The sequence below is a fragment of the Polynucleobacter sp. AP-Kolm-20A-A1 genome (genome assembly GCF_018688315.1).
Classification (GTDB): domain Bacteria; phylum Pseudomonadota; class Gammaproteobacteria; order Burkholderiales; family Burkholderiaceae; genus Polynucleobacter.
This window is the reverse complement of sequence record NZ_CP061315.1, coordinates 977,807-997,641: the sequence shown is the minus strand read 5'-3', so window position 1 is coordinate 997,641 and position 19,835 is coordinate 977,807. Positions and strand designations below refer to the sequence as shown.

The 19,835-nt window shown below is 46.3% G+C and carries 16 protein-coding genes and 2 tRNA genes; 13 read left to right on the top strand and 5 right to left on the bottom strand.

What is annotated here, in order from left to right:
• Positions 1-59: 59 nt before the first annotated feature.
• Positions 60-497 (bottom strand): ribonuclease HI, encoded by a 438-nt coding sequence (rnhA, locus tag C2745_RS05220; RefSeq protein WP_215385627.1) that lies wholly within the window; start codon positions 495-497, stop codon positions 60-62.
• Between the two features lie 40 nt (positions 498-537).
• Positions 538-1,350: a methyltransferase domain-containing protein gene (locus C2745_RS05215; RefSeq protein ID WP_215383341.1), complete on the bottom strand. Its 813-nt coding sequence runs from the start codon at positions 1,348-1,350 to the stop codon at positions 538-540.
• Positions 1,351-1,356: 6 nt separating this feature from the next.
• Between C2745_RS05215 and gloB the strand changes: the two genes are divergently transcribed.
• The 7 genes from gloB to C2745_RS05180 all read left to right on the top strand — a co-directional run bounded on the left by gloB (position 1,357) and on the right by C2745_RS05180 (position 11,216).
• Positions 1,357-2,166: a hydroxyacylglutathione hydrolase gene (gene gloB / locus C2745_RS05210; protein WP_215383340.1), complete on the top strand. Its 810-nt coding sequence runs from the start codon at positions 1,357-1,359 to the stop codon at positions 2,164-2,166.
• Positions 2,166-3,593 (top strand): transglycosylase SLT domain-containing protein, encoded by a 1,428-nt coding sequence (locus tag C2745_RS05205; protein ID WP_215383339.1) that lies wholly within the window; start codon positions 2,166-2,168, stop codon positions 3,591-3,593. Before gloB ends, C2745_RS05205 begins: the two co-directional genes overlap by 1 nt.
• Before the next feature lie 34 nt (positions 3,594-3,627).
• Positions 3,628-5,511, top strand: coding sequence for a propionate--CoA ligase (locus C2745_RS05200; RefSeq protein ID WP_215383338.1), 1,884 nt, complete (start codon positions 3,628-3,630; stop codon positions 5,509-5,511).
• Between the two features lie 246 nt (positions 5,512-5,757).
• Positions 5,758-6,945 carry a glutamine-hydrolyzing carbamoyl-phosphate synthase small subunit gene (gene carA / locus C2745_RS05195; RefSeq protein WP_215385626.1) on the top strand — a complete coding sequence of 396 codons (1,188 nt, stop codon included), beginning with the start codon at positions 5,758-5,760 and terminating at the stop codon, positions 6,943-6,945.
• A complete protein-coding gene (gene carB / locus C2745_RS05190; protein WP_215383337.1) occupies positions 6,945-10,208 on the top strand; it encodes a carbamoyl-phosphate synthase large subunit in 3,264 nt (1,087 codons plus the stop codon). The genes carA and carB overlap by 1 nt, the downstream gene beginning before the upstream one ends.
• A 58-nt stretch (positions 10,209-10,266) precedes the next feature.
• Positions 10,267-10,743 (top strand): transcription elongation factor GreA, encoded by a 477-nt coding sequence (gene greA / locus C2745_RS05185; protein ID WP_215383336.1) that lies wholly within the window; start codon positions 10,267-10,269, stop codon positions 10,741-10,743.
• Positions 10,743-11,216 carry a DUF4149 domain-containing protein gene (locus C2745_RS05180; RefSeq protein WP_215383335.1) on the top strand — a complete coding sequence of 158 codons (474 nt, stop codon included), beginning with the start codon at positions 10,743-10,745 and terminating at the stop codon, positions 11,214-11,216. Before greA ends, C2745_RS05180 begins: the two co-directional genes overlap by 1 nt.
• 26 nt (positions 11,217-11,242) lie before the next feature.
• On the opposite strand, the gene C2745_RS05175 is transcribed toward C2745_RS05180, so the two are convergent.
• A complete protein-coding gene (locus C2745_RS05175) occupies positions 11,243-11,869 on the bottom strand; it encodes a YhbY family RNA-binding protein (RefSeq protein WP_215383334.1) in 627 nt (208 codons plus the stop codon).
• Between the two features lie 126 nt (positions 11,870-11,995).
• On the opposite strand from C2745_RS05175, the gene C2745_RS05170 reads away from it, so the two are divergent.
• The 4 genes from C2745_RS05170 to glmM all read left to right on the top strand — a co-directional run bounded on the left by C2745_RS05170 (position 11,996) and on the right by glmM (position 16,958).
• The gene (locus C2745_RS05170) at positions 11,996-12,670 is read left to right on the top strand and encodes an RlmE family RNA methyltransferase (RefSeq protein WP_215383333.1); all 675 of its coding nucleotides are present in this window, start codon (positions 11,996-11,998) and stop codon (positions 12,668-12,670) included.
• 145 nt (positions 12,671-12,815) lie between these two features.
• Entirely contained in the window at positions 12,816-14,696 is a 1,881-nt protein-coding gene (gene ftsH, locus C2745_RS05165) for an ATP-dependent zinc metalloprotease FtsH (protein WP_215383332.1), read from the top strand.
• A 25-nt stretch (positions 14,697-14,721) separates the two neighbouring features.
• Positions 14,722-15,597: a dihydropteroate synthase gene (gene folP / locus C2745_RS05160; protein WP_371743002.1), complete on the top strand. Its 876-nt coding sequence runs from the start codon at positions 14,722-14,724 to the stop codon at positions 15,595-15,597.
• Between the two features lie 17 nt (positions 15,598-15,614).
• Positions 15,615-16,958 carry a phosphoglucosamine mutase gene (gene glmM, locus C2745_RS05155; protein WP_215383331.1) on the top strand — a complete coding sequence of 448 codons (1,344 nt, stop codon included), beginning with the start codon at positions 15,615-15,617 and terminating at the stop codon, positions 16,956-16,958.
• Between the two features lie 8 nt (positions 16,959-16,966).
• Here the strand turns inward: glmM and C2745_RS05150 are convergent, their stop codons facing one another.
• Positions 16,967-19,054 carry a TonB-dependent receptor gene (locus tag C2745_RS05150; RefSeq protein WP_251368291.1) on the bottom strand — a complete coding sequence of 696 codons (2,088 nt, stop codon included), beginning with the start codon at positions 19,052-19,054 and terminating at the stop codon, positions 16,967-16,969.
• 62 nt (positions 19,055-19,116) lie between these two features.
• On the bottom strand, positions 19,117-19,485 hold the full coding sequence (locus C2745_RS05145; protein ID WP_215383330.1) for a hypothetical protein: 369 nt from the start codon (positions 19,483-19,485) through the stop codon (positions 19,117-19,119).
• Between the two features lie 60 nt (positions 19,486-19,545).
• Between C2745_RS05145 and C2745_RS05140 the strand changes: the two genes are divergently transcribed.
• Both C2745_RS05140 and C2745_RS05135 read left to right on the top strand, forming a co-directional pair.
• Positions 19,546-19,622: transfer RNA gene (locus tag C2745_RS05140), tRNA-Pro, on the top strand.
• 35 nt (positions 19,623-19,657) lie between these two features.
• Positions 19,658-19,734, top strand: a tRNA-Arg gene (locus C2745_RS05135).
• Positions 19,735-19,835: the final 101 nt, after the last annotated feature.

Below are 19,835 nucleotides of genomic sequence, written 5' to 3'. Positions count from 1 at the left end.
CAGCTTAGGCATTCTCTCATAATAGAGTCATAAAAGCGTAGTGCTGAGCAGTATTGGCCCTAAGGCAAAAACTCTTCAACCCCTTTATTGGCAAGCTGATCAGCCAGTTCATTCCCGGGGTGGCCGTTATGCCCCCTGACCCAGTGCCAGGAGATGTCGTGCCCGGGCAGGAGGGCGTCCAATTCTTGCCATAAATCTGCATTCTTTACAGGATCTCTGCTGGCGGTCTTCCAACCCCGTTTTTTCCAGCCTTCAAGCCATTCTGTAACCCCTTTTTGTACATACTGGGAGTCGGTCCATAGCTCTATAGAACTGCGTTGTTTTAAGGCTCGTAAAGCAAAGATCACCGCGCTAATCTCCATGCGGTTGTTGGTGGTGTGCTTTTCGCCGCCATGAATATGTTTCTCATGACCGCCTGACCTAAGTACTGCGCCCCAACCGCCAGGGCCAGGGTTGCCTTTACATGCGCCATCTGTGTAAATCACGATATGGGGCATTTGTGGGTTGTGGTCAGTGCTTTTTGAATGGGGCATAAGGCTAATTTACTGGGTCTTGGGCTTGCTTGATCTTATTGCGTTCTGCAGCAGGACTCAGATTGGGAACCACTGGCACGCGAACAGGGGTGATTTGACCTATGAGCCTAAGCCCCTTGTGGCGTTTTATGGCCGAAACTACAAAAACTGCACCAAAAATAGGCCACCAACGATTACCCATGGGCTCTAAAAAATCCATCCGCGACATGGACGACAGCCCATGGAGAGGAAATTTGTAGCATCCGAAGTGGCCGCGATCTAGAGAAAAATTAAGCAATTGGAGCCAATCTTTAATGCGAATTAGGCTAATAAATTGCCCATCGCGCGGCAGATAGGGGCTGCCAATTAGCCTGCTGAGATATTGTCTGGCACCCCATAAGCTTGCGGGGTTAAAGCCTGAAATCACCAAGCGACCTTCTGGCCGTAAAACACGATCTACTTCACGTAATATTTGATGGGGATCAGCAGCAAATTCAAGAACATGAGGGAGGGTAACCAAGTCCAAACTTTCTGATGCAAAGGGCAGCTCAGCGGCTTCACCTTCTATTAAATGCCAGTTAAAGCGACGTGCGTGTTCGCGACCATCATTGGAGTGAGAAAGTAGGGCCTGCAAGGGCATCCGGTTTTCACTCAATGTGTTGATTTGGGGTAACCCAATTTGTACGGCATGAAACCCAAAGACATCGGCCACAATCTGATCAAAGCATTTTTGCTCCCAGCCTAAAACGTATTGGCCGGGTGGCGACTGCAGCCATTTCTCCCAGGAGCTCCATGGGGGTGCAGGCGTCTGAGAGGGGGTAAGTGGGGTTGGTATCATCGGACTATGGATAAGAATACTTTATTGCAGGTCTGGCCTATACCCGCCTTTGATGACAATTACATCTGGTGCATTCACGATGGAAGCGCAGCATTGGTTGTTGACCCAGGAGACGCAGAGCCTGTCTTGAAGTATCTAGAGCAGAACAAATTAAGTTTATCTGGCATTTTAATAACTCATCATCATGCAGACCATACTGGCGGCATTATGAGGTTGCTTGAGGTTCTGGGGTCAAGTATTCCTGTTTATGGTCCTGTTGGTGATGGCATACCCGGCAGAACATTGGTTGCAATCCAGGATGACAAGATTGAAATTGCATCCCCTCGTATTAGCCTGAAAGTTTTTGAAGTTCCTGGTCATACCTTGACTCATATTGCTTACTTTGCAAATATGCAAGCGAACGTTGTTGAGCCAATGCTTTTCTGTGGTGATACATTATTCGCTTCGGGATGCGGTCGACTTTTCGAAGGAACCCCAACTCAAATGACAGAGTCATTGAGTAAGTTTGCTTCGTTGCCCAAAAATACTTTGGTGTACTGCACCCATGAATACACCTTATCTAATATTCGATTTGCATTGGCAGTAGAGCCAAATAATTTGAACCTTATTTCCTGGTCTGATAGAGCCCAGGCTTTGCGCAATCAAAAGTTACCAACCTTGCCAACCACCATTGGACAAGAGCTGCAGGTCAATCCATTTATGCGCTGCGATCAACCCGAGGTGATTGCAATGGCGAAAGAGATATCGGGTCAAGAGCAATTACCAACGCCCGCACATGTTTTGGCTGTCATCCGCGCTTGGAAAGATCGCTTCTAATGCGCTTAGTATTTGCGGCAATATTGATTGCCGTTTTTCTTTCTGGTTGCGCGAGCTCAGGCGATTGGTCTTCAGACACGCCAACGAGGTCTAACCCAAAATCATCAAAGGCTGCGCGCGTCAATCTCAAAAATCAATCCGTTAGCAAGCTCTACGCACCCTCCGATAATTTATGGCTGCGTATTCGGGATGGCTTTCAGATGGAGCCAATGAATACGCCCTTAGAGATAGAACAGATTCGTTGGCTGGCCGCTCGCCCTGATTATGTTCATCGTTCTATGGAGCGATCATCACGCTATCTTTTTTACATCGTGCAAGAAGTCAATGCGCGCAATATGCCAACAGAAATTGCTTTACTACCTTTTGTGGAGAGCGCATTTGTAACTAATGCAAAATCTAGCGCAAAGGCAGTGGGCTTATGGCAGTTTATGCCCGCGACAGGTAAAGATTTTCGACTTACACAGAATGTTTTCCGTGATGAAAGGCGAGATGTCGTTCAGTCTACGGATGCGGCCTTGGATTACTTACAGCGCCTCAATACGCAATTCGGTAGCTGGGAATTGGCTTTAGCTGCATACAACTGGGGCGCTGGGAATATCACCAAGGCTCAAAAGCGCAATGCTGCTGCTGGTCTACCGGTAGATTATGAAAGTCTTACTTTGCCGCGCGAGACACGAAATTATGTGCCTAAGCTAATGGCGTATCGCCAAATTGTTCTTGATCCTCAAGCATACGGAATTGTCCTTCCGGAGCTTGAGAATCACCCGTACTTTGTGGCGATCGATGTCGGCAGCGATATTGATGTTGCTCTAGTGATTAAATTGGCTGAGATACCTGCAGATGAATTTCAAAATCTCAACCCCTCATTTAATAAGCCCGTGATATTGAGTAATGCCAATCAGCAAATCTTGCTACCGTTTGCACATGCTGAAATCTTTCAAGCAAATCTTAAGCAATACAACAAACCGCTTTCGTCTTGGACTGCGGTGCAGGTTTCCAAAACAGAGAGTGTGGATCAAGCCGCAAAAACCTTAGGAGTGGATGTTGACACACTAAGGGAAATCAACGGCATTCCTAAGGGCATGAGAATTCGTGCTGGATCAACGGTTTTGGTGCCAAAAACCAGTCGCCGCCCAGGAGATGTTTCGACCTTAATGGCAGAGAATGCGAGCCTTAGCCTAGAAAAGCCTCAACCTCCGGCAGTCAAGTGCCCAAAACCGGTAAAAGGGGCAAAGCCTGTGAAGTGCACACCAGCCAATAGCGGCAAAACTGCTGAAAAAGGCAGCTCTAAGGGTAATTCTTCCGGAAAAAATGCTGCATCTCAGCATAAATCCGCATCGACAGGGCTTGCAAAATCTGCGAAAAATGCTAGTTCAGCCACCACCAGTAGCAATAACGGCAGTAAAGGGGTGAGCAAAAGCCAGTAATTTGAGTAACTTTTTTAAAGAAATTAGGTTGACCATGTCCTATAAAGCACATCACGAACGCTCAATTAAAGACCCAGACGGATTTTGGGGTGAGCAAGCGCAATTGATTCACTGGGAAAAACCATTTAACAAAGTTCTAAATTACGATAACCCGCCATTTGCAAAATGGTTTGAGGGTGGCTTAACGAATCTTTGCTTTAACGCAGTAGATCGCCACCTAAAAGATCGCGCAGATCAAATCGCTCTTGTAGCCGTTTCCACAGAAACCAATCAAGAGAAGGCATACACATTTAAAGAGTTGTACGAAGAAGTCAATCGTATGGCTGCTATCTATAAAGCAAACGGCGTCAAGAAGGGTGATCGTGTACTGATCTACATGCCAATGATTGCCGAGGCATGTTTTGCAATGCTTGCCTGCGCTCGTATTGGTGCCATTCACTCTGTTGTGTTTGGTGGCTTCGCATCACACAGTCTTGCATCACGTATTGATGATGCCAAACCAAAGCTGATTGTGACTGCTGAAGCTGGTGCACGCGGCGGTAAAGCGGTTCCTTACAAGCCTTTACTTGACGAAGCAATTTCATTGGCTGAGTACAAGCCTGAAAAGGTATTGATTGTGAATCGCGGTTTAACCGAATTCACAACCGTAGCTGGTCGCGACTTAGATTACGCTAGTGAGCGTCAAAAGCACCTCAATGATGTTGTGCCGGTTGAGTGGGTTGATGCAACGCATCCTTCCTATATTTTGTATACCTCTGGTACAACCGGAAAACCTAAGGGTGTTCAGCGAGATACAGGTGGTTACGCGGTAGCTCTTGCTGCATCAATGAAGCACATCTTTACCGGTAACCCCGGTGAGACCATGTTCTGTACATCAGATATCGGTTGGGTTGTTGGTCACAGCTACATTATTTATGCGCCTTTGCTCTCGGGTATGGCAACCATCATGTATGAAGGTACGCCATTGCGTCCTGATGCTGGCATTTGGTGGGAGTTGGTAGATAAGTACAAAGTTTCAGTCATGTTCTCCGCTCCAACTGCGGTGCGCGTTCTCAAAAAACAAGATCCCGCATTCTTAACAAAGTATGACCTTTCTAAATTGCGCGCTTTGTTCTTAGCTGGTGAACCACTGGATGAGCCAACAGCAAGTTGGATTCATGGTGCCATTAATAAACCGATTGTCGATAACTATTGGCAGACAGAAACAGGCTGGCCAATGCTAGCTATTCAACGCGGTGTGGAAGTAATGCCTCATAAGTTTGGCTCACCAGGCGTTCCTTCATTTGGTTACAACATGAAGTTACTTGATGATGCGACCTCTGAAGAGTTGGGTCCAGATCAAAAAGGTGTGATTGCTATTGAAGGCCCATTGCCTCCGGGTTGCATGCAAACCGTTTGGGGTGACGATAAGCGCTTTATCAGCACCTATTGGGAAACGATTCCTGGCAAATTGATTTATTCAACCTTTGACTGGGGTATCAAAGATAAAGACGGTTACTTCTTCATCTTGGGCCGCACGGATGATGTGATCAACGTTGCTGGGCATCGTCTTGGTACACGTGAAATTGAAGAGAGTATTTCTAGTCACTCAAATGTTTCAGAAGTTGCCGTGGTAGGTATTGAAGACAAACTAAAGGGGCAGGCTGCGATTGCATTCGTGATCCCTAAGGACGCTTCAAATACAGCCACTTTAGAAGCAGAGTGCATGAAGACTGTAGACACCACTTTGGGTGCGATCGCTCGACCCGGACGTGTATATATCGTCACAGCTTTGCCTAAGACCCGCTCCGGCAAGATTGTGCGTCGTGCGCTCCAAGCCGTTGCGGAAGGACGTGATCCTGGTGACATCAGCACTATGGACGATCAGTCTGTATTGGCTCAAATCAAGACGATTATTGAGCAAAGCGCCAAAGCCTAAAAAACCGGTAATTTTGGCCAAAAGGCTCTCCTAGCTTTGTGGCTGGGGGAGCTTTTTGCTTTCAAAGCCCCATTTGGCTTGGTATTCAAGGGTTTACGAGCAAAAATGGTATGATTGCAAGGTTCGAAACTAATTAAATACCCTAGCGCTTAAAGACACTCACCTCCCGCAAAAACATCCTCGGGTTAGTCTTTTTGAGGGTTTTGAGCGTCGGATGGAGCAGGGACTGGAGATGGTTTGTCACCCTTGCTTCCTTCTTTTCCTCCCGCCGTGTTGGCTCTAGCCGACGGCACCTTATTTCCCGGATTTAGTATTGGCGCCCCAGGCGAAACTACCGGCGAAGTCGTTTTCAATACCGCATTGACTGGATACCAAGAGATCATTACTGATCCTAGTTATTCACGCCAAATCGTGACATTGACTTACCCACATATCGGTAACGTTGGCGTAAATGCCCAGGATGCGGAGTCTGATCAGATTCATGCTGCTGGCTTGGTTGTGAAAGATCTTCCAAAGCGCGTATCTAACTTCCGCTCCGAGGGCTCCCTAGATGATTACCTCGCAAAAGCAGGTGTTTTAGGCATTGCTGGTATTGATACTCGCAAACTCACCAGAATATTGCGCGATAAGGGCGCTCAATCTGGCTCTATCGTTGCCGGAAAAATTGGCGATGACTATGAGTCCTTGGGTAAAAAGGCCTTAGAGCTTGCTAAGGCCTTTCCTGGAATGGCTGGATTAGACCTTGCAAAGGTTGTTACCACCCAAAAATCTTATGAATGGCGTGAGGGCGAATGGGATCTGCATGGCCCTAACGGCAAGCCTGCTTACAGAACATTGGATGCCAGCAAACCAGTTAAAAAAGTTGTTGCTTATGACTTTGGTGTAAAGCGCAACATTTTGCGCATGCTTACCGAGCGCGGTTGCCAGCTAACGGTTGTCCCTGCACAAACCAGTGCAGCTGAAGTTTTAGCCATGAATCCAGATGGCGTATTTTTCTCAAATGGACCTGGCGATCCTGGTCCTTGTGATTACGCTATTGCTGCCGCCAAGGAAATTATTGAGAAGGGCGTCCCAACATTTGGCATCTGCTTGGGCCACCAAATTATGGGTCTGGCTGCTGGCGCAAAAACTTTGAAGATGAAGTTTGGTCATCACGGCGCTAATCACCCTGTAAAAGATTTGGATACTGGTCGCGTAGCCATTACTTCACAAAACCATGGTTTTGCAGTTGATGCTAATACCTTGCCTGCCAATATTCGTGTAACGCACGTTTCTTTATTCGATGGATCTTTACAGGGCCTAGCTTGGAATGACAGGCCGGCTCTCTGCTTCCAGGGACATCCTGAGGCTTCACCTGGTCCTCATGACATTGCCTATTTATTTGATCGTTTTGTGGAGCTCATGAATGCTGCCAGCAAGAAGGAGGGCAAATAATGCCTAAGCGTAGCGACATTAAGAGCATCTTAATTATTGGTGCCGGCCCAATTGTGATTGGTCAGGCTTGTGAGTTTGACTACTCAGGCGCACAAGCTTGTAAAGCTTTGCGTGACGAAGGCTACAAAGTTATTTTGGTGAACAGCAATCCCGCAACCATCATGACTGATCCTGAAATGGCTGATGTGACTTACATCGAGCCAATTACTTGGGAAGTAGTTGAGCGCATTATTGCTACCGAAAAACCGGATGCGATTTTGCCAACCATGGGCGGTCAAACTGCGCTTAATTGCGCACTGGACCTCCATCGTCATGGTGTTTTAGAGAAATACGGCTGTGAATTGATTGGCGCATCGCCAGAAGCAATTGATAAGGCTGAAGATCGTCAGAAATTTAAAGAGGCGATGACCAAAATTGGTCTAGGCTCCGCTAAATCGGGCATTGCTCACTCAATGGATGAGGCGCATGAGGTGCAACAGCGCATTCAGCAGGAAACCGGTAGTTCAGGCTTCCCAGTAGTGATTCGCCCTTCATTCACCATGGGTGGATCAGGCGGTGGTATTGCATACAACCGTGAAGAGTTTGAAGAGATTTGTAAACGCGGCCTAGATTTGTCACCAACTCGCGAGCTCTTGATTGAAGAGTCTCTCTTGGGTTGGAAAGAGTTTGAGATGGAAGTGGTACGCGATCGCAATGACAATTGCATCATCGTTTGCTCTATTGAAAACTTAGATCCAATGGGTGTGCATACGGGTGACTCTATTACCGTGGCTCCTGCACAGACTTTGACAGATAAAGAGTATCAAATCATGCGTAATGCATCGATTGCTGTACTTAGAGAGATCGGCGTAGATACCGGCGGTTCTAACGTTCAGTTCTCCATTAATCCAGTTGATGGCCGCATGATCGTGATTGAAATGAATCCACGTGTTTCACGCTCATCAGCTCTGGCATCCAAGGCAACTGGCTTCCCAATTGCGAAGATTGCGGCCAAGCTAGCAGTGGGTTACACCTTGGATGAATTAAAGAATGACATTACTGGTGGTGCAACACCTGCATCATTTGAACCTTCAATTGACTATGTCGTCACGAAGATTCCTCGCTTTGCATTTGAGAAATTCCCGCAGGCAGATTCACGCTTAACTACACAGATGAAGTCCGTTGGTGAAGTGATGGCGATTGGTAGAACTTTCCAAGAGTCTTTCCAGAAAGCCCTTCGTGGCCTGGAAGTTGGTGTTGACGGTCTCGATGAAGTTTCTACGGATCTAGATGACATCATTAATGAGATTAACGAGCCAGGACCAGATCGCATCTGGTATCTCGCTGATGCCTTCCGTATGGGCATGGGATTGGATGAGATTTATGCCGAAACCAAAGTGGATCCTTGGTTCCTCGAGCAAATTGAAGAGCTGATTACGATTGAGTCGGAACTTAAGCAGCGCAAAATTGATAGCCTGACTGCTCCTGAGTTACGCTTTGTTAAGCAAAAGGGCTTCTCAGATCGCCGCCTAGCTAAATTGCTCGGCATTGACCCAGCTTCTGTGCGTGCCGCACGTCATCGTCTTAAGGTTGTTCCTGTTTATAAGCGTGTTGATACCTGTGCGGCTGAGTTCTCAACAAATACTGCGTACCTGTATTCAACTTATGAAGCTGAGCATGGTGAGTGCGAATCGCAACCGACCAATAAAGAAAAGATCATGGTTCTGGGCGGCGGCCCCAATCGTATTGGCCAAGGTATTGAGTTTGATTACTGCTGTGTACATGCTGCCTTAGCAATGCGTGATGATGGCTATGAAACCATCATGGTCAATTGCAATCCTGAAACGGTTTCTACTGACTACGATACTTCTGATCGCTTGTACTTTGAGCCACTCACTTTAGAAGATGTGCTGGAGATTGTTGCCAAAGAAAAGCCGAAGGGTGTGATTGTTCAGTACGGCGGCCAAACGCCTTTGAAATTGGCTTTAGACCTTGAGCGTAATGGCGTTCCAATTATCGGAACTTCACCTGACATGATCGACGCTGCAGAAGATCGCGAACGCTTCCAAAAATTATTGCAAGACCTTGGTTTGCGTCAACCGCCTAACCGTACGGCTCGCGCTGAAGAAGAGGCTCTCAAGCTCGCTGAAGAAATTGGTTACCCACTAGTAGTAAGGCCTTCCTATGTTTTGGGTGGTCGAGCTATGGAGATCGTTCATGATGGCCGCGATCTCGAGCGTTATATGCGTGAAGCTGTAAAGGTCTCCCATGATTCGCCAGTTCTTTTGGATCGCTTCCTCAATGATGCTATTGAGTGTGACGTTGACTGCATTAGCGATGGTGAAAAAGTGTTCATTGGTGGCGTGATGGAACATATTGAACAGGCAGGCGTTCACTCAGGCGACTCAGCATGTTCGTTGCCGCCATATTCATTATCCGATGCAACAGTTGAAGAGATTAAGCGTCAAACGGCTGCCATGGCTAAAGGCCTGAACGTAGTTGGTTTGATGAACGTTCAATTCGCCATTCAAAATGTGGATGGCAAGGACGTAATCTACGTTCTTGAGGTCAACCCACGTGCATCTCGTACCGTTCCATTTGTTTCTAAAGCTACCGGTCTGCAGTTGGCCAAGATTGCTGCTCGCTGCATGGTTGGTCAAACATTGGCGCAGCAGGGCATCAAGTCAGAAGTCAAACCTCCATACTTCTCTGTTAAAGAAGCGGTGTTCCCATTTAATAAGTTCCCAGGCATTGATCCAATTCTTGGACCTGAAATGCGATCCACTGGTGAAGTCATGGGTGTTGGCAAAACATTTGGCGAAGCTTTATTTAAATCCCAATTAGGTGCAGGCATTAAATTACCTAAGAGCGGTACCGTGCTTTTAACCGTTAAAGATAGCGACAAACCAAAGGCAATCGAAGTAGCAAAGCTACTGCATCAGCTTGGCTTCCCTATGGTTGCCACCAAAGGTACGGCCGCAGCTATTGAAGCGGCTGGTTTACCGGTTCGCGTAGTGAATAAAGTAAAAGATGGTCGTCCGCATATTGTGGATTTCATTAAGAACGGGGAAATTTCGCTGGTATTTACTACGGTGGATGAAACACGGACTGCTATTGCTGACTCCAGATCAATTCGTACCAGTGCTCAGGCTAATGGCGTGACTTACTACACGACAATTAGCGCGGCAAGGGCTGTTATGGATGGCTTACTTGCCTCGCAAAATGGCAAGCTAGAGTCGCTTGAGGTCTATTCACTACAAAACTTACATCGGGAACTTATTTAATCTAAAATTCATTTTTAGATGCGTAATTTCGCGCAAGAATTTAAGTTAGGTTAGTAGCATGAGCACAATTCCAATTACCAAGCGTGGTGCAGAACTCCTCAAGGAGGAGCTGCATCGCCTCAAGCATGTAGAGCGTCCTTCAGTAATTAACGCTATTTCTGAAGCTCGCGCTCAAGGCGATCTTTCTGAAAATGCTGAGTACGACGCTGCTAAAGAAAAACAGGGTTTCATAGAGGGCCGTATTCAAGAGTTGGAAGGCAAGCTCTCTGCAGCCCAAATTATTGATCCTGCATCGCTTGATGTGACTGGACGAGTGGTGTTTGGCGCTACTGTTGACTTGGAAGACCTTGAAGACGGCACCAAGCTTACTTATCAAATCGTTGGTGACGATGAGGCAGATATCGCTCTCAACAAGATCTCGATTAGCTCCCCAATTGCCCGCGCATTAATTAGCAAAGAAGAGGGTGATGTTGTAGCCGTTCAGGCTCCAGGTGGTAATCGCGAAGTAGAAATCTTGGCGGTACGTTACGTCTAATGCGTATTGAACGTACCCAGAGATTATTTAGTCTTCTATCAGGACTCTGGGTTGGAAGCTTCATCACAATAGGATTTCTAGTGGTGCCCGTGCTGTTCTCATCGCTTGGCGACAGACAGGTCGCTGGTATGGTTGCAGCAAGACTTTTTGAGCTTACTGCTTATACAGGCGTTGTGATGAGTGTCATTTTGATGGTGATGGCAAACTACCTCGTTAGAGAAAATTTACACTCCCACCGCATTACACGCTGGATTTTACTTGGCATGTTGGCATGCACTATTGGCGCTGCTTTTATCATCATTCCCTGGATGAATTCACTACGGGATCAAGCTCTTTACTTGGGCCTGTCAGTGCGAGAATCTACGCATGCATCTTTGTTTGGCCGCCTCCATGGCACATCCAGCATCTTATTTATGATTCAAGCTTTACTTGGGCTCACTCTGGTTTGGCGGGCAACAAAAAACGCCGACTAGCGGCGTTCCTTTGTTTGCTATTCTGCTTAAGAGCCCAATGATTTCTTCTTGGTGCTGCTCATTCTAACTTTACGTTTTTTGATTGGCGCCGGAGCAGCTACTGCTTTTCTATAGCCAGGAGATGACCAGCCAATTTTTGACTCTGCAGCCTCTGAACGTAAAACACGTTTCTTAGGTGTTGAAGATTTAACTGCTGCGGCACGCGCAAATGGTGAAGCATTAGATGCAGAACGTCGATCGGATCTTTCTGAGGTGCTGGTACGAACACCCGTTTTTGTCGCAGTGCGATTAGGTTGTCGTTTTGTGCGCGGAGCTTGCAATGTCTTCTTAGTTTGCTTGCTGGAGCGACCAAGATTGCTAAATGCTTCATCAACTACATCTTTTGGCTTCCAGAGAACGAGCAACTTACCAATATGCTGAACAGGCGCTGCATCTAGCTTGTCGCAGAGTTCTTCATAGATAGCGACGCGAGCCTCACGATCATCACCAAAAACACGGATCTTAATTAATCCATGGTGATTAATAGCCAATTTAGCTTCTTTGATTACGGCAGGCGTTAAACCATCTCCACCAACCATCACTACAGGACTTAAGTCATGAGCATCGGCTTTAAGGGATTTACGTTGTGCGGGGGTAAGAATGAGTGCAGTCATGGGCTCGATGATAGAGCATTCGTTGTCAAAATCAGTCTATTCGGTCGAATTTGACGGTATTTTTCTCAATTCCTTTTGCTTTAGAGGGCGGAAACCAGGAAAATGGAACTCGAAAGTGGGTAAGTTGTGGCAAAGAATAAATTTAATAAAAGTTGGTTGCAGGATCATTTGACGGATCCTTATGTGAAGATGGCTCAGAAAGAGGGCTATCGCGCGCGAGCTGTTTACAAGCTCAGTGAAATCGACGAGCAGGATCACCTCATTAAAGCGGGCATGACCATTGTGGATCTGGGTAGCGCTCCAGGAAGCTGGTCTCAATATGCTCGCAATCGCTTAACCGAGCTTGGCAAAAGCAATCCCAAAATTGAATCTGGCAAGCCTGATGGACAGATTATTGCGATTGATATTCTGCCAATGGAAGATATTGCAGATGTGAGCTTTATTCAGGGGGACTTTAGAGAGGATGAAGGTCTTGCCGCTCTAGAGGCGCTATTGCCCAAGGAGGCAGAGGGTAAAGTAGATTTGGTGCTATCTGACATGGCTCCTAATCTTTCTGGAGTGGGTGTGGCAGATGCAGCCAGAATGGCCTTTTTAGCGGAAATCGCGCTAGATTTTGCGGTTGCCCATCTAAAACCAGAGGGTGCATTGCTGATTAAGTGCTTCAATGGTAGTGGTTATAGCCAGATTGTTGAGTCCTTCAAAAAGGTTTTTAAGATAGTCGCTTCCAGAAAGCCCAAGGCCTCCAGGGCTCGTTCATCAGAGATATTCTTATTGGGCAGAAATCTAAAGCCGCCAAAATAAGCTCTCTACCGCCTCAATAACCCTTAATTTATAGGGTTTTATTAAATAAATATCCCATTAGCCCTTGAAAAAGGGTGGTAGTAGAATCAAATACATAGGTAGCGATTCGCTTTAACTCCTGGGTTAATCCAGAAAAGGACTCATTTTGAACAGCAATATGTTCCAAAAAATCGGTGTATGGCTCATTGTGGGCTTGGTGCTTTTTACTGTGTTTAAGCAGTTTGATAAGCCCAAGGACCAGAATCAAGTCACGTATTCCCAATTCATGGATGATGCGAAAGCAGGAAAAGTAAAGCGCGTTGATGTGCAAGGTCGCACATTGCAAGTGACGCCTGCTGATGGCAATAAATATTCCATTATTTCTCCGGGCGATATCTGGATGGTTGGCGATCTCATGAAGTATGGCGTCCAAGTAACCGGCAAAGCAGATGATGAACCAAATATGTTGGTATCAGCTTTGTACTATCTTGGCCCAACTTTATTGATTATTGGCTTCTGGTTTTTCATGATGCGCCAAATGCAAGGTGGCGGCAAAGGCGGAGCTTTCTCCTTTGGTAAATCCAAAGCGCGTCTGATTGATGAAAATAGCAACACCGTAACTTTTGCTGACGTTGCTGGATGTGACGAGGCAAAGGAAGAGGTCTTTGAATTAGTGGATTTCCTTAAAGACCCGCAGAAGTTTCAAAAACTGGGTGGCCGTATTCCGCACGGCGTATTGCTTGTAGGCCCTCCAGGTACTGGTAAGACTCTTTTGGCACGTGCCATTGCAGGCGAAGCCAAGGTTCCATTCTTTTCAATTTCAGGTTCAGATTTCGTAGAAATGTTTGTTGGCGTTGGCGCATCACGCGTGCGTGATATGTTCGAAAATGCCAAGAAGAATTCTCCTTGCATTATCTTTATTGACGAGATTGATGCCGTTGGACGTCATCGCGGTGCTGGTATGGGCGGTGGCAATGACGAACGCGAGCAAACACTCAATCAAATGCTCGTTGAGATGGATGGCTTCGAAAGCAATAGCGGTGTAATCGTTGTTGCGGCAACCAACCGTTCTGATGTTTTGGATAAGGCCTTATTACGCCCTGGACGATTTGATCGTCAGGTGCACGTAGGTTTGCCTGACATTCGTGGCCGTGAACAGATTTTGCAAGTTCATATGCGTAAAGTTCCTATCGACCCAGATGTGAATGCTGCAGTTTTGGCTCGTGGCACTCCTGGATTTTCTGGTGCTGACTTAGCAAATTTAGTGAACGAAGCTGCTTTGTTTGCTGCTCGTCGCAATAAGCGCTCAGTTGACATGAAAGACTTTGAGGACGCTAAAGACAAGATCTATATGGGTCCTGAGCGTAAGTCTGCAGTCATGCGTGAAGAAGAGCGTCGCAATACGGCTTATCACGAGTCTGGACATGCGGTTGTTGCTAAGGTTCTTCCGAAGGCCGATCCTGTTCATAAGGTCACCATCATGCCGCGTGGCATGGCTTTGGGTGTGACATGGCAATTACCAGAGTTTGATCGCGTCAATCTTTACAAAGATCGCATGCTAGAAGAATTGGCTATTTTGTTTGGTGGCCGTGCAGCTGAAGAAGTTTTTCTCAACAGCATGAGTACTGGCGCTTCAAATGATTTTGAGCGAGCTACAAAAATGGCGCGTGATATGGTGACGCGTTACGGCATGAGTGATAGCTTAGGTACGATGGTCTATGTTGATACCGAATCAGAAAGCATCTTTGGTCGCAATAGCACCAAAACTGTTTCTGAATTAACTCAGCAAAAAGTTGATGCAGAAATTCGTACCTTAATTGATAGTCAATACGCATTGGCGCGTTCGATCTTGGAGCAAAACCGCGACAAGGTTGAGGCAATGGTTGCCGCTTTGCTCGAATGGGAGACCATTGATGCGGAGCAGATAAATGACATCATGGAAGGTCGACCACCACGTGCACCTCTGCCTCCACCGGCTACCCAGTTTGGAAACTCTGCTGGCGGAGCGCCTGGTCCTGCTGCCGGTAGCGCGCCTGCGACTGCCTAAGTTTTATTACCAAGCTTAGTAATTGATGCTTAAGCAAGGTATGAAAGATATGCCCACGACATGGCGTTGTGGGCGTTTTCTTTTTGACTTTTCCAAACGTAGTCGTCCAGTTGTTATGGGCATCCTGAATGCCACACCAGATTCATTTTCAGATGGCGGCCAATATCGAACTGCAAAAGATGCCGTTCATCATGCGGAGTTAATGATTGCCAATGGAGTCGATCTTATTGACATTGGCGGCGAATCCACAAGACCTGGTGCCGAACCGGTTTCACTTCAAGAAGAGCTTGATCGAGTGTTACCAGTGATTGAGGCTTTAAAAGATTGTGGCGTTCCACTTTCTATAGATACTTATAAAGCCGAAACAATGCGCCAAGCCCTAAAAGCTGGTGTTGATTGCGTCAATGACATTTGGGCGCTTAGACAAACTGGAGCTGTAGACGCAGTACTGGAAAGCCAAAGTTGCGGCATTGTATTGATGCATATGCAACGCGATCCTCTCACGATGCAATTTAATCCCGAATACATCAATGTGATTGCTGAAGTAAAACAGTTTCTAAAGGATCGGGCTGATCTCTTGATTTCTTCTGGTATTACAAAAGATCGCATTGCTATAGATCCAGGCTTTGGTTTTGGTAAGAGCTTGGAGCACAACCTCAATATGTTGGCTAATTTTGCTGAATTTTCATCATTGGGCTTTCCTGTATTGGCTGGCATCTCTCGCAAATCCATGATTGGCAAAATAACCGGCAAGGACACCAATGATCGTGTGGCCCCTAGCGTAGCTGCGGCCATTATGGCGGCAGATCGTGGAGCTACTATTGTGCGGGTTCACGATGTAGCTGAGACAGTTGATGCTCTCAAGCTATGGGAGGCCGTTAATGAAGATAAGTCGGCCTAAGTTTTATAATTAATCCCATGAAAAAACAATACTTTGGCACTGACGGAATCCGAGGGGAGGTGGGGCAATTTCCTATCGTTCCAGAATTTATGACTCGCTTGGGTTATGCGGCTGGCAAGGTATTAGCACGCAATACAAAGCCAGGCCAACGTTGCAAGGTTTTGATCGGCAAAGATACCCGCGTATCAGGATATTTGTTAGAAGCAGCATTGGAGGCGGGCTTTGCAGCTGCAGGCGTCGACGTGATGCTTTGCGGTCCTATACCAACGCCCGGAGTTGCCTATCTCACGAGAGCCTTACGCTTGTCTGCGGGATTGGTAATTTCTGCCTCTCACAATCCTTATCAAGATAACGGTATTAAATTTTTCTCTGCAGAAGGGGATAAATTTTCAGATGATTTTGAGTTCGCTATTGAAAAAGAACTAGAAAGTCCAATCGGCTGCGTAAGTTCTAAAGATTTGGGTAAAGCTTTTCGCTTAGATGATGCAGCAGGTAGATATATTGAGTTCTGTAAATCAACTGTACCTGGCCATCTAAATCTAAAGGGATTGAAGATCGTGGTTGATTGCGCTAACGGCGCTGCCTACCATACTGCACCACATGTTTTCCATGAATTAGGTGCCGAGGTAATTTCTATAGGCGTTCATCCAGACGGCCGTAATATTAATGATGGCTGTGGCGCCACAGCACCTGCGACTTTGATTGCAAAAGTTCAGGAAGTAAAAGCAGATATAGGAATAGCCTTAGATGGAGATGCTGATCGCTTGCAAATGGTTGATGCATCCGGCAGATTGTTTAATGGCGATGAGTTGCTTTATGTGTTGGCAAAAGATCGTGTTGACCGTGGCGACAAGGTTGGCGGTGTTGTTGGTACATTGATGACCAATCTGGCTGTTGAAAACGCCATTAAAGAGCTCGGCATTGGATTTGAGCGTGCCAATGTTGGCGATCGCTATGTTTTAGAGCTTCTCAAAAAGAATGGCTGGCATGTCGGCGGAGAAGGCTCTGGTCATTTACTTTGCTTGGATCGCCATTCCACAGGTGACGGCACCATCGCAGCACTGCAGGTCTTAACTGTGATGAGCCAATCTAATAAGAGTCTTGCGCAGCTCTTGGATGCAGTCAGCATATTTCCACAAGTGCTACTAAATGTAAGATTTAAGCCTGGATACGACTGGAAGTCTGATGAGGCGCTCAAAGAACAAATTTCTTTGGTTGAGAATAAGCTCAAAGATATCGGTAGGGTGTTAATTCGCGCCTCAGGGACTGAGCCGTTACTTCGCGTCATGGTAGAGACGAAAGATGGTGCTATGGCAATGAGCGCAGCCAAGAGTATTGCTGACTTAGTGCCAACGGCATAGTTAAATCCTTAGAAAGCGGCTCTCACGCCAACCATGAGACTTCTACCGGGTTGCGGTGCATACAGTCTGACTGCCATTGGAGAAGTTGCATAACGAATTTCTTCATTGAGAAGATTTTTCATCATCAGGTACCCAGTCCAATTCACCTTACCAATGCGTTCAGTATATGAAAGATTCGCATTTAGCAAGTTATAGGATGGTGTTGGACCTATCTCCCAATTTGCCAATCTATTTTGCTGATAGCTATATACATAAGTGGCGCTTGTAAGCCAACCGTTACGTTGGTAAGCCAATTCAGTACCTAGGCGGGGAGCAGGCTGTAAAGGTAGATTTCCTCCTGAGGTAAATACACCCTGAGAAATATCACCAAAAATTCTACCCCCCATACCAACCTCATTCCAGTTGTAAGTAAGTTCAGCCTCCGCTCCCCGAATGCTGGAATTTGCTTGAGATGCTTGGACAACTGAAAAGTTTTCATTAGCCTGACTGTATGAACCAGTGTAATAGCCGTAGATATAGTTATTAAATTGGTTTTGATAAATACTCGCTTTACTGCGTACTAAGCCCATAGTTTTCTGCAGACTCAACTCTAAATTATGAGAAGTTTCGACGCCGAGATTGGAATTACCGATATCAAACGTTGCGGTAGAGTCATGAGGGCCATAGGAGTAGAGCTCTTGTGCCGATGGTGCTCGCTGTGAAACGGTGTAGGCTAAACCAATGCCATATCCTCTTGCCACATCAAGCATACCGCCAGCTGAATACGACATTAAATTGAATTGGCGACTTTGAAGTGTTGGCGGTCCATATACGTTTGGAGCAAATTCTTGACTGCTGGCGCTCGGGAATTGGGTGCCGGAATTAGGATTCTGAATTGCATTGTTATATCTCAGACCTAAGTTCGTTTTTAAAGGTCCGTATCGACCTTCTTCAACCAAAAATAATGCCGTGGAATTAGATTTGGTTTGCGGAACAATGGCAAAGCTATTGGTTGATAGATCTGTTGCGTTGAGGGTCGAGCCAGTTACTTGTGCTCCTAAAATCCCCTTTGATCCGGCAACTTCTTTATGGGCCAACTCAAGGCGAGCCTCTGTCGCAGTATTGTTCCATTGGGTAGATGCCGTGCCACTATTGGTAAATTCGGTATGCTGATAATTGGTATTTGCAGCGCTTACTTTGATGGAGCTAAAGCCGTCAAAGGGATTCATTGTTTGATGGGCGAAGTCGTAACGATTCTGTGATTGCTGTATGAAGCCGCCTTCAGCTGTTGGTATTCCGTAGTTATGATTCATGCGCTCCATTGAAACGCCTGTATAACCATCTGCATGCAAATAAGAAGCTCCCAAACCTAAGCTGTTTTGATTGCTAAATGAAAATGGTAGCTTTCCACTATAAAGAATATTGACTGGTTGGCCAGGATTAATTGACCAATTAGCATTAGGGCCGCCTTGCTCTGCAAAGCCCGGAATTTGATAGTTATTAGAGTTGCTGATAATTGAATCAAAATGCAATGCTAAGGGGCCAGCTGGAGCATCGAGCTCAATGTTCGCCGTCTTGCCCTGATTGACTGTTTCATAACTGGTATTCAATGCACCAGATAGCGCATCTGGCATTGTTGTCAAAATACGATCATTTACTACATTAACTAAGCCGCCACTGGATCCAGACCCATACAGCAAGGCGGAAGCACCTCTGAGTATCTCGATCTGATGCGTGTTTTGCATAGGGCTTGCAACCGCATGATCTGCTGAGATGCTTGATACATCACCAACAGATAAACCGTTCTGCAATATTTGCACGCGCGCTCCGTCCAGACCTCGTATAACTGGCCTGGAGGCGCCTGAACCATATCCTGTCGCAGATACTCCCAGTTCATTAGCAAGCGTAGCTCCGAGGGTGCCTGAGAGTTTATTTTGTAATTCATCGCCAGCTAGAACCTTATTGGATGATGAGGCAGTATTTTCTCGTACACCAGTGACATCTAACTGAGGCAAGGCTTCAGTTTGCGTTTGAGAGTGGGCGGCACCATTAATAGCAAGAAGAGCGATTAATAGAAATGCATAAAGAGGGAAAGGTAAGCGGTAATACATATTCATCCTGTTGTGCCATGCCATGGCAAGTTAACAAAAACTAGTTGCGCGTTTTTAGCGCTGAAGCTTTAGAGGATGAAAGTAGGAGGTGCTTGCGATTGATATGGCCGATAACTTGATTTCTGAATTCTTAAAATTTCAAAATCACTGGCCAAGGAAGAGGGTGCTGCAATATCCAGAAAGTTTGAGCTGTCTTTTGGCATAAAGACTGCCAAAGTAAGCGCATCAAATAGGTGGCATACATCAGAACTATGGGTGATGCCGTTATCAGCGATGTCTTCAGATTGGGTGGCAAAGGCTTTGCTTTGTAGTTCTGCATGAGAAACGCTATGAGCAAGACCTATCCAGTGGGTGCCAAGCAAGCAAAAGAGCAGCAAAAAGACTGTTAGAGCAGTCTGAATTTGCTTGGTAAATTTGCTGTAAAAATAGGCAACCATGAGGCGAATCTTACAGGATTTGCCTCTAATGACGCTCTCGGTGTAGAATATCGATTCCGTCGGAGTGTAGCGCAGCCTGGTAGCGCACCTGCTTTGGGAGCAGGGGGTCCAAGGTTCGAATCCTTGTACTCCGACCACTTTCTCTTTATATAGCTTAAATTCCAGCATTTATCTGCCCATAGCTCAGCTGGATAGAGCAACGCCCTTCTAAGGCGTAGGTCGCACGTTCGAATCGTGCTGGGCAGGCCAAACCTCCCTCCATTACCCTAATTTTTCAAGTTTATACCCTCAATTTATTGGGGTAATCATCATTTACGTGCATTAAAACCGCTTTAGGTTTGCTAAATTTG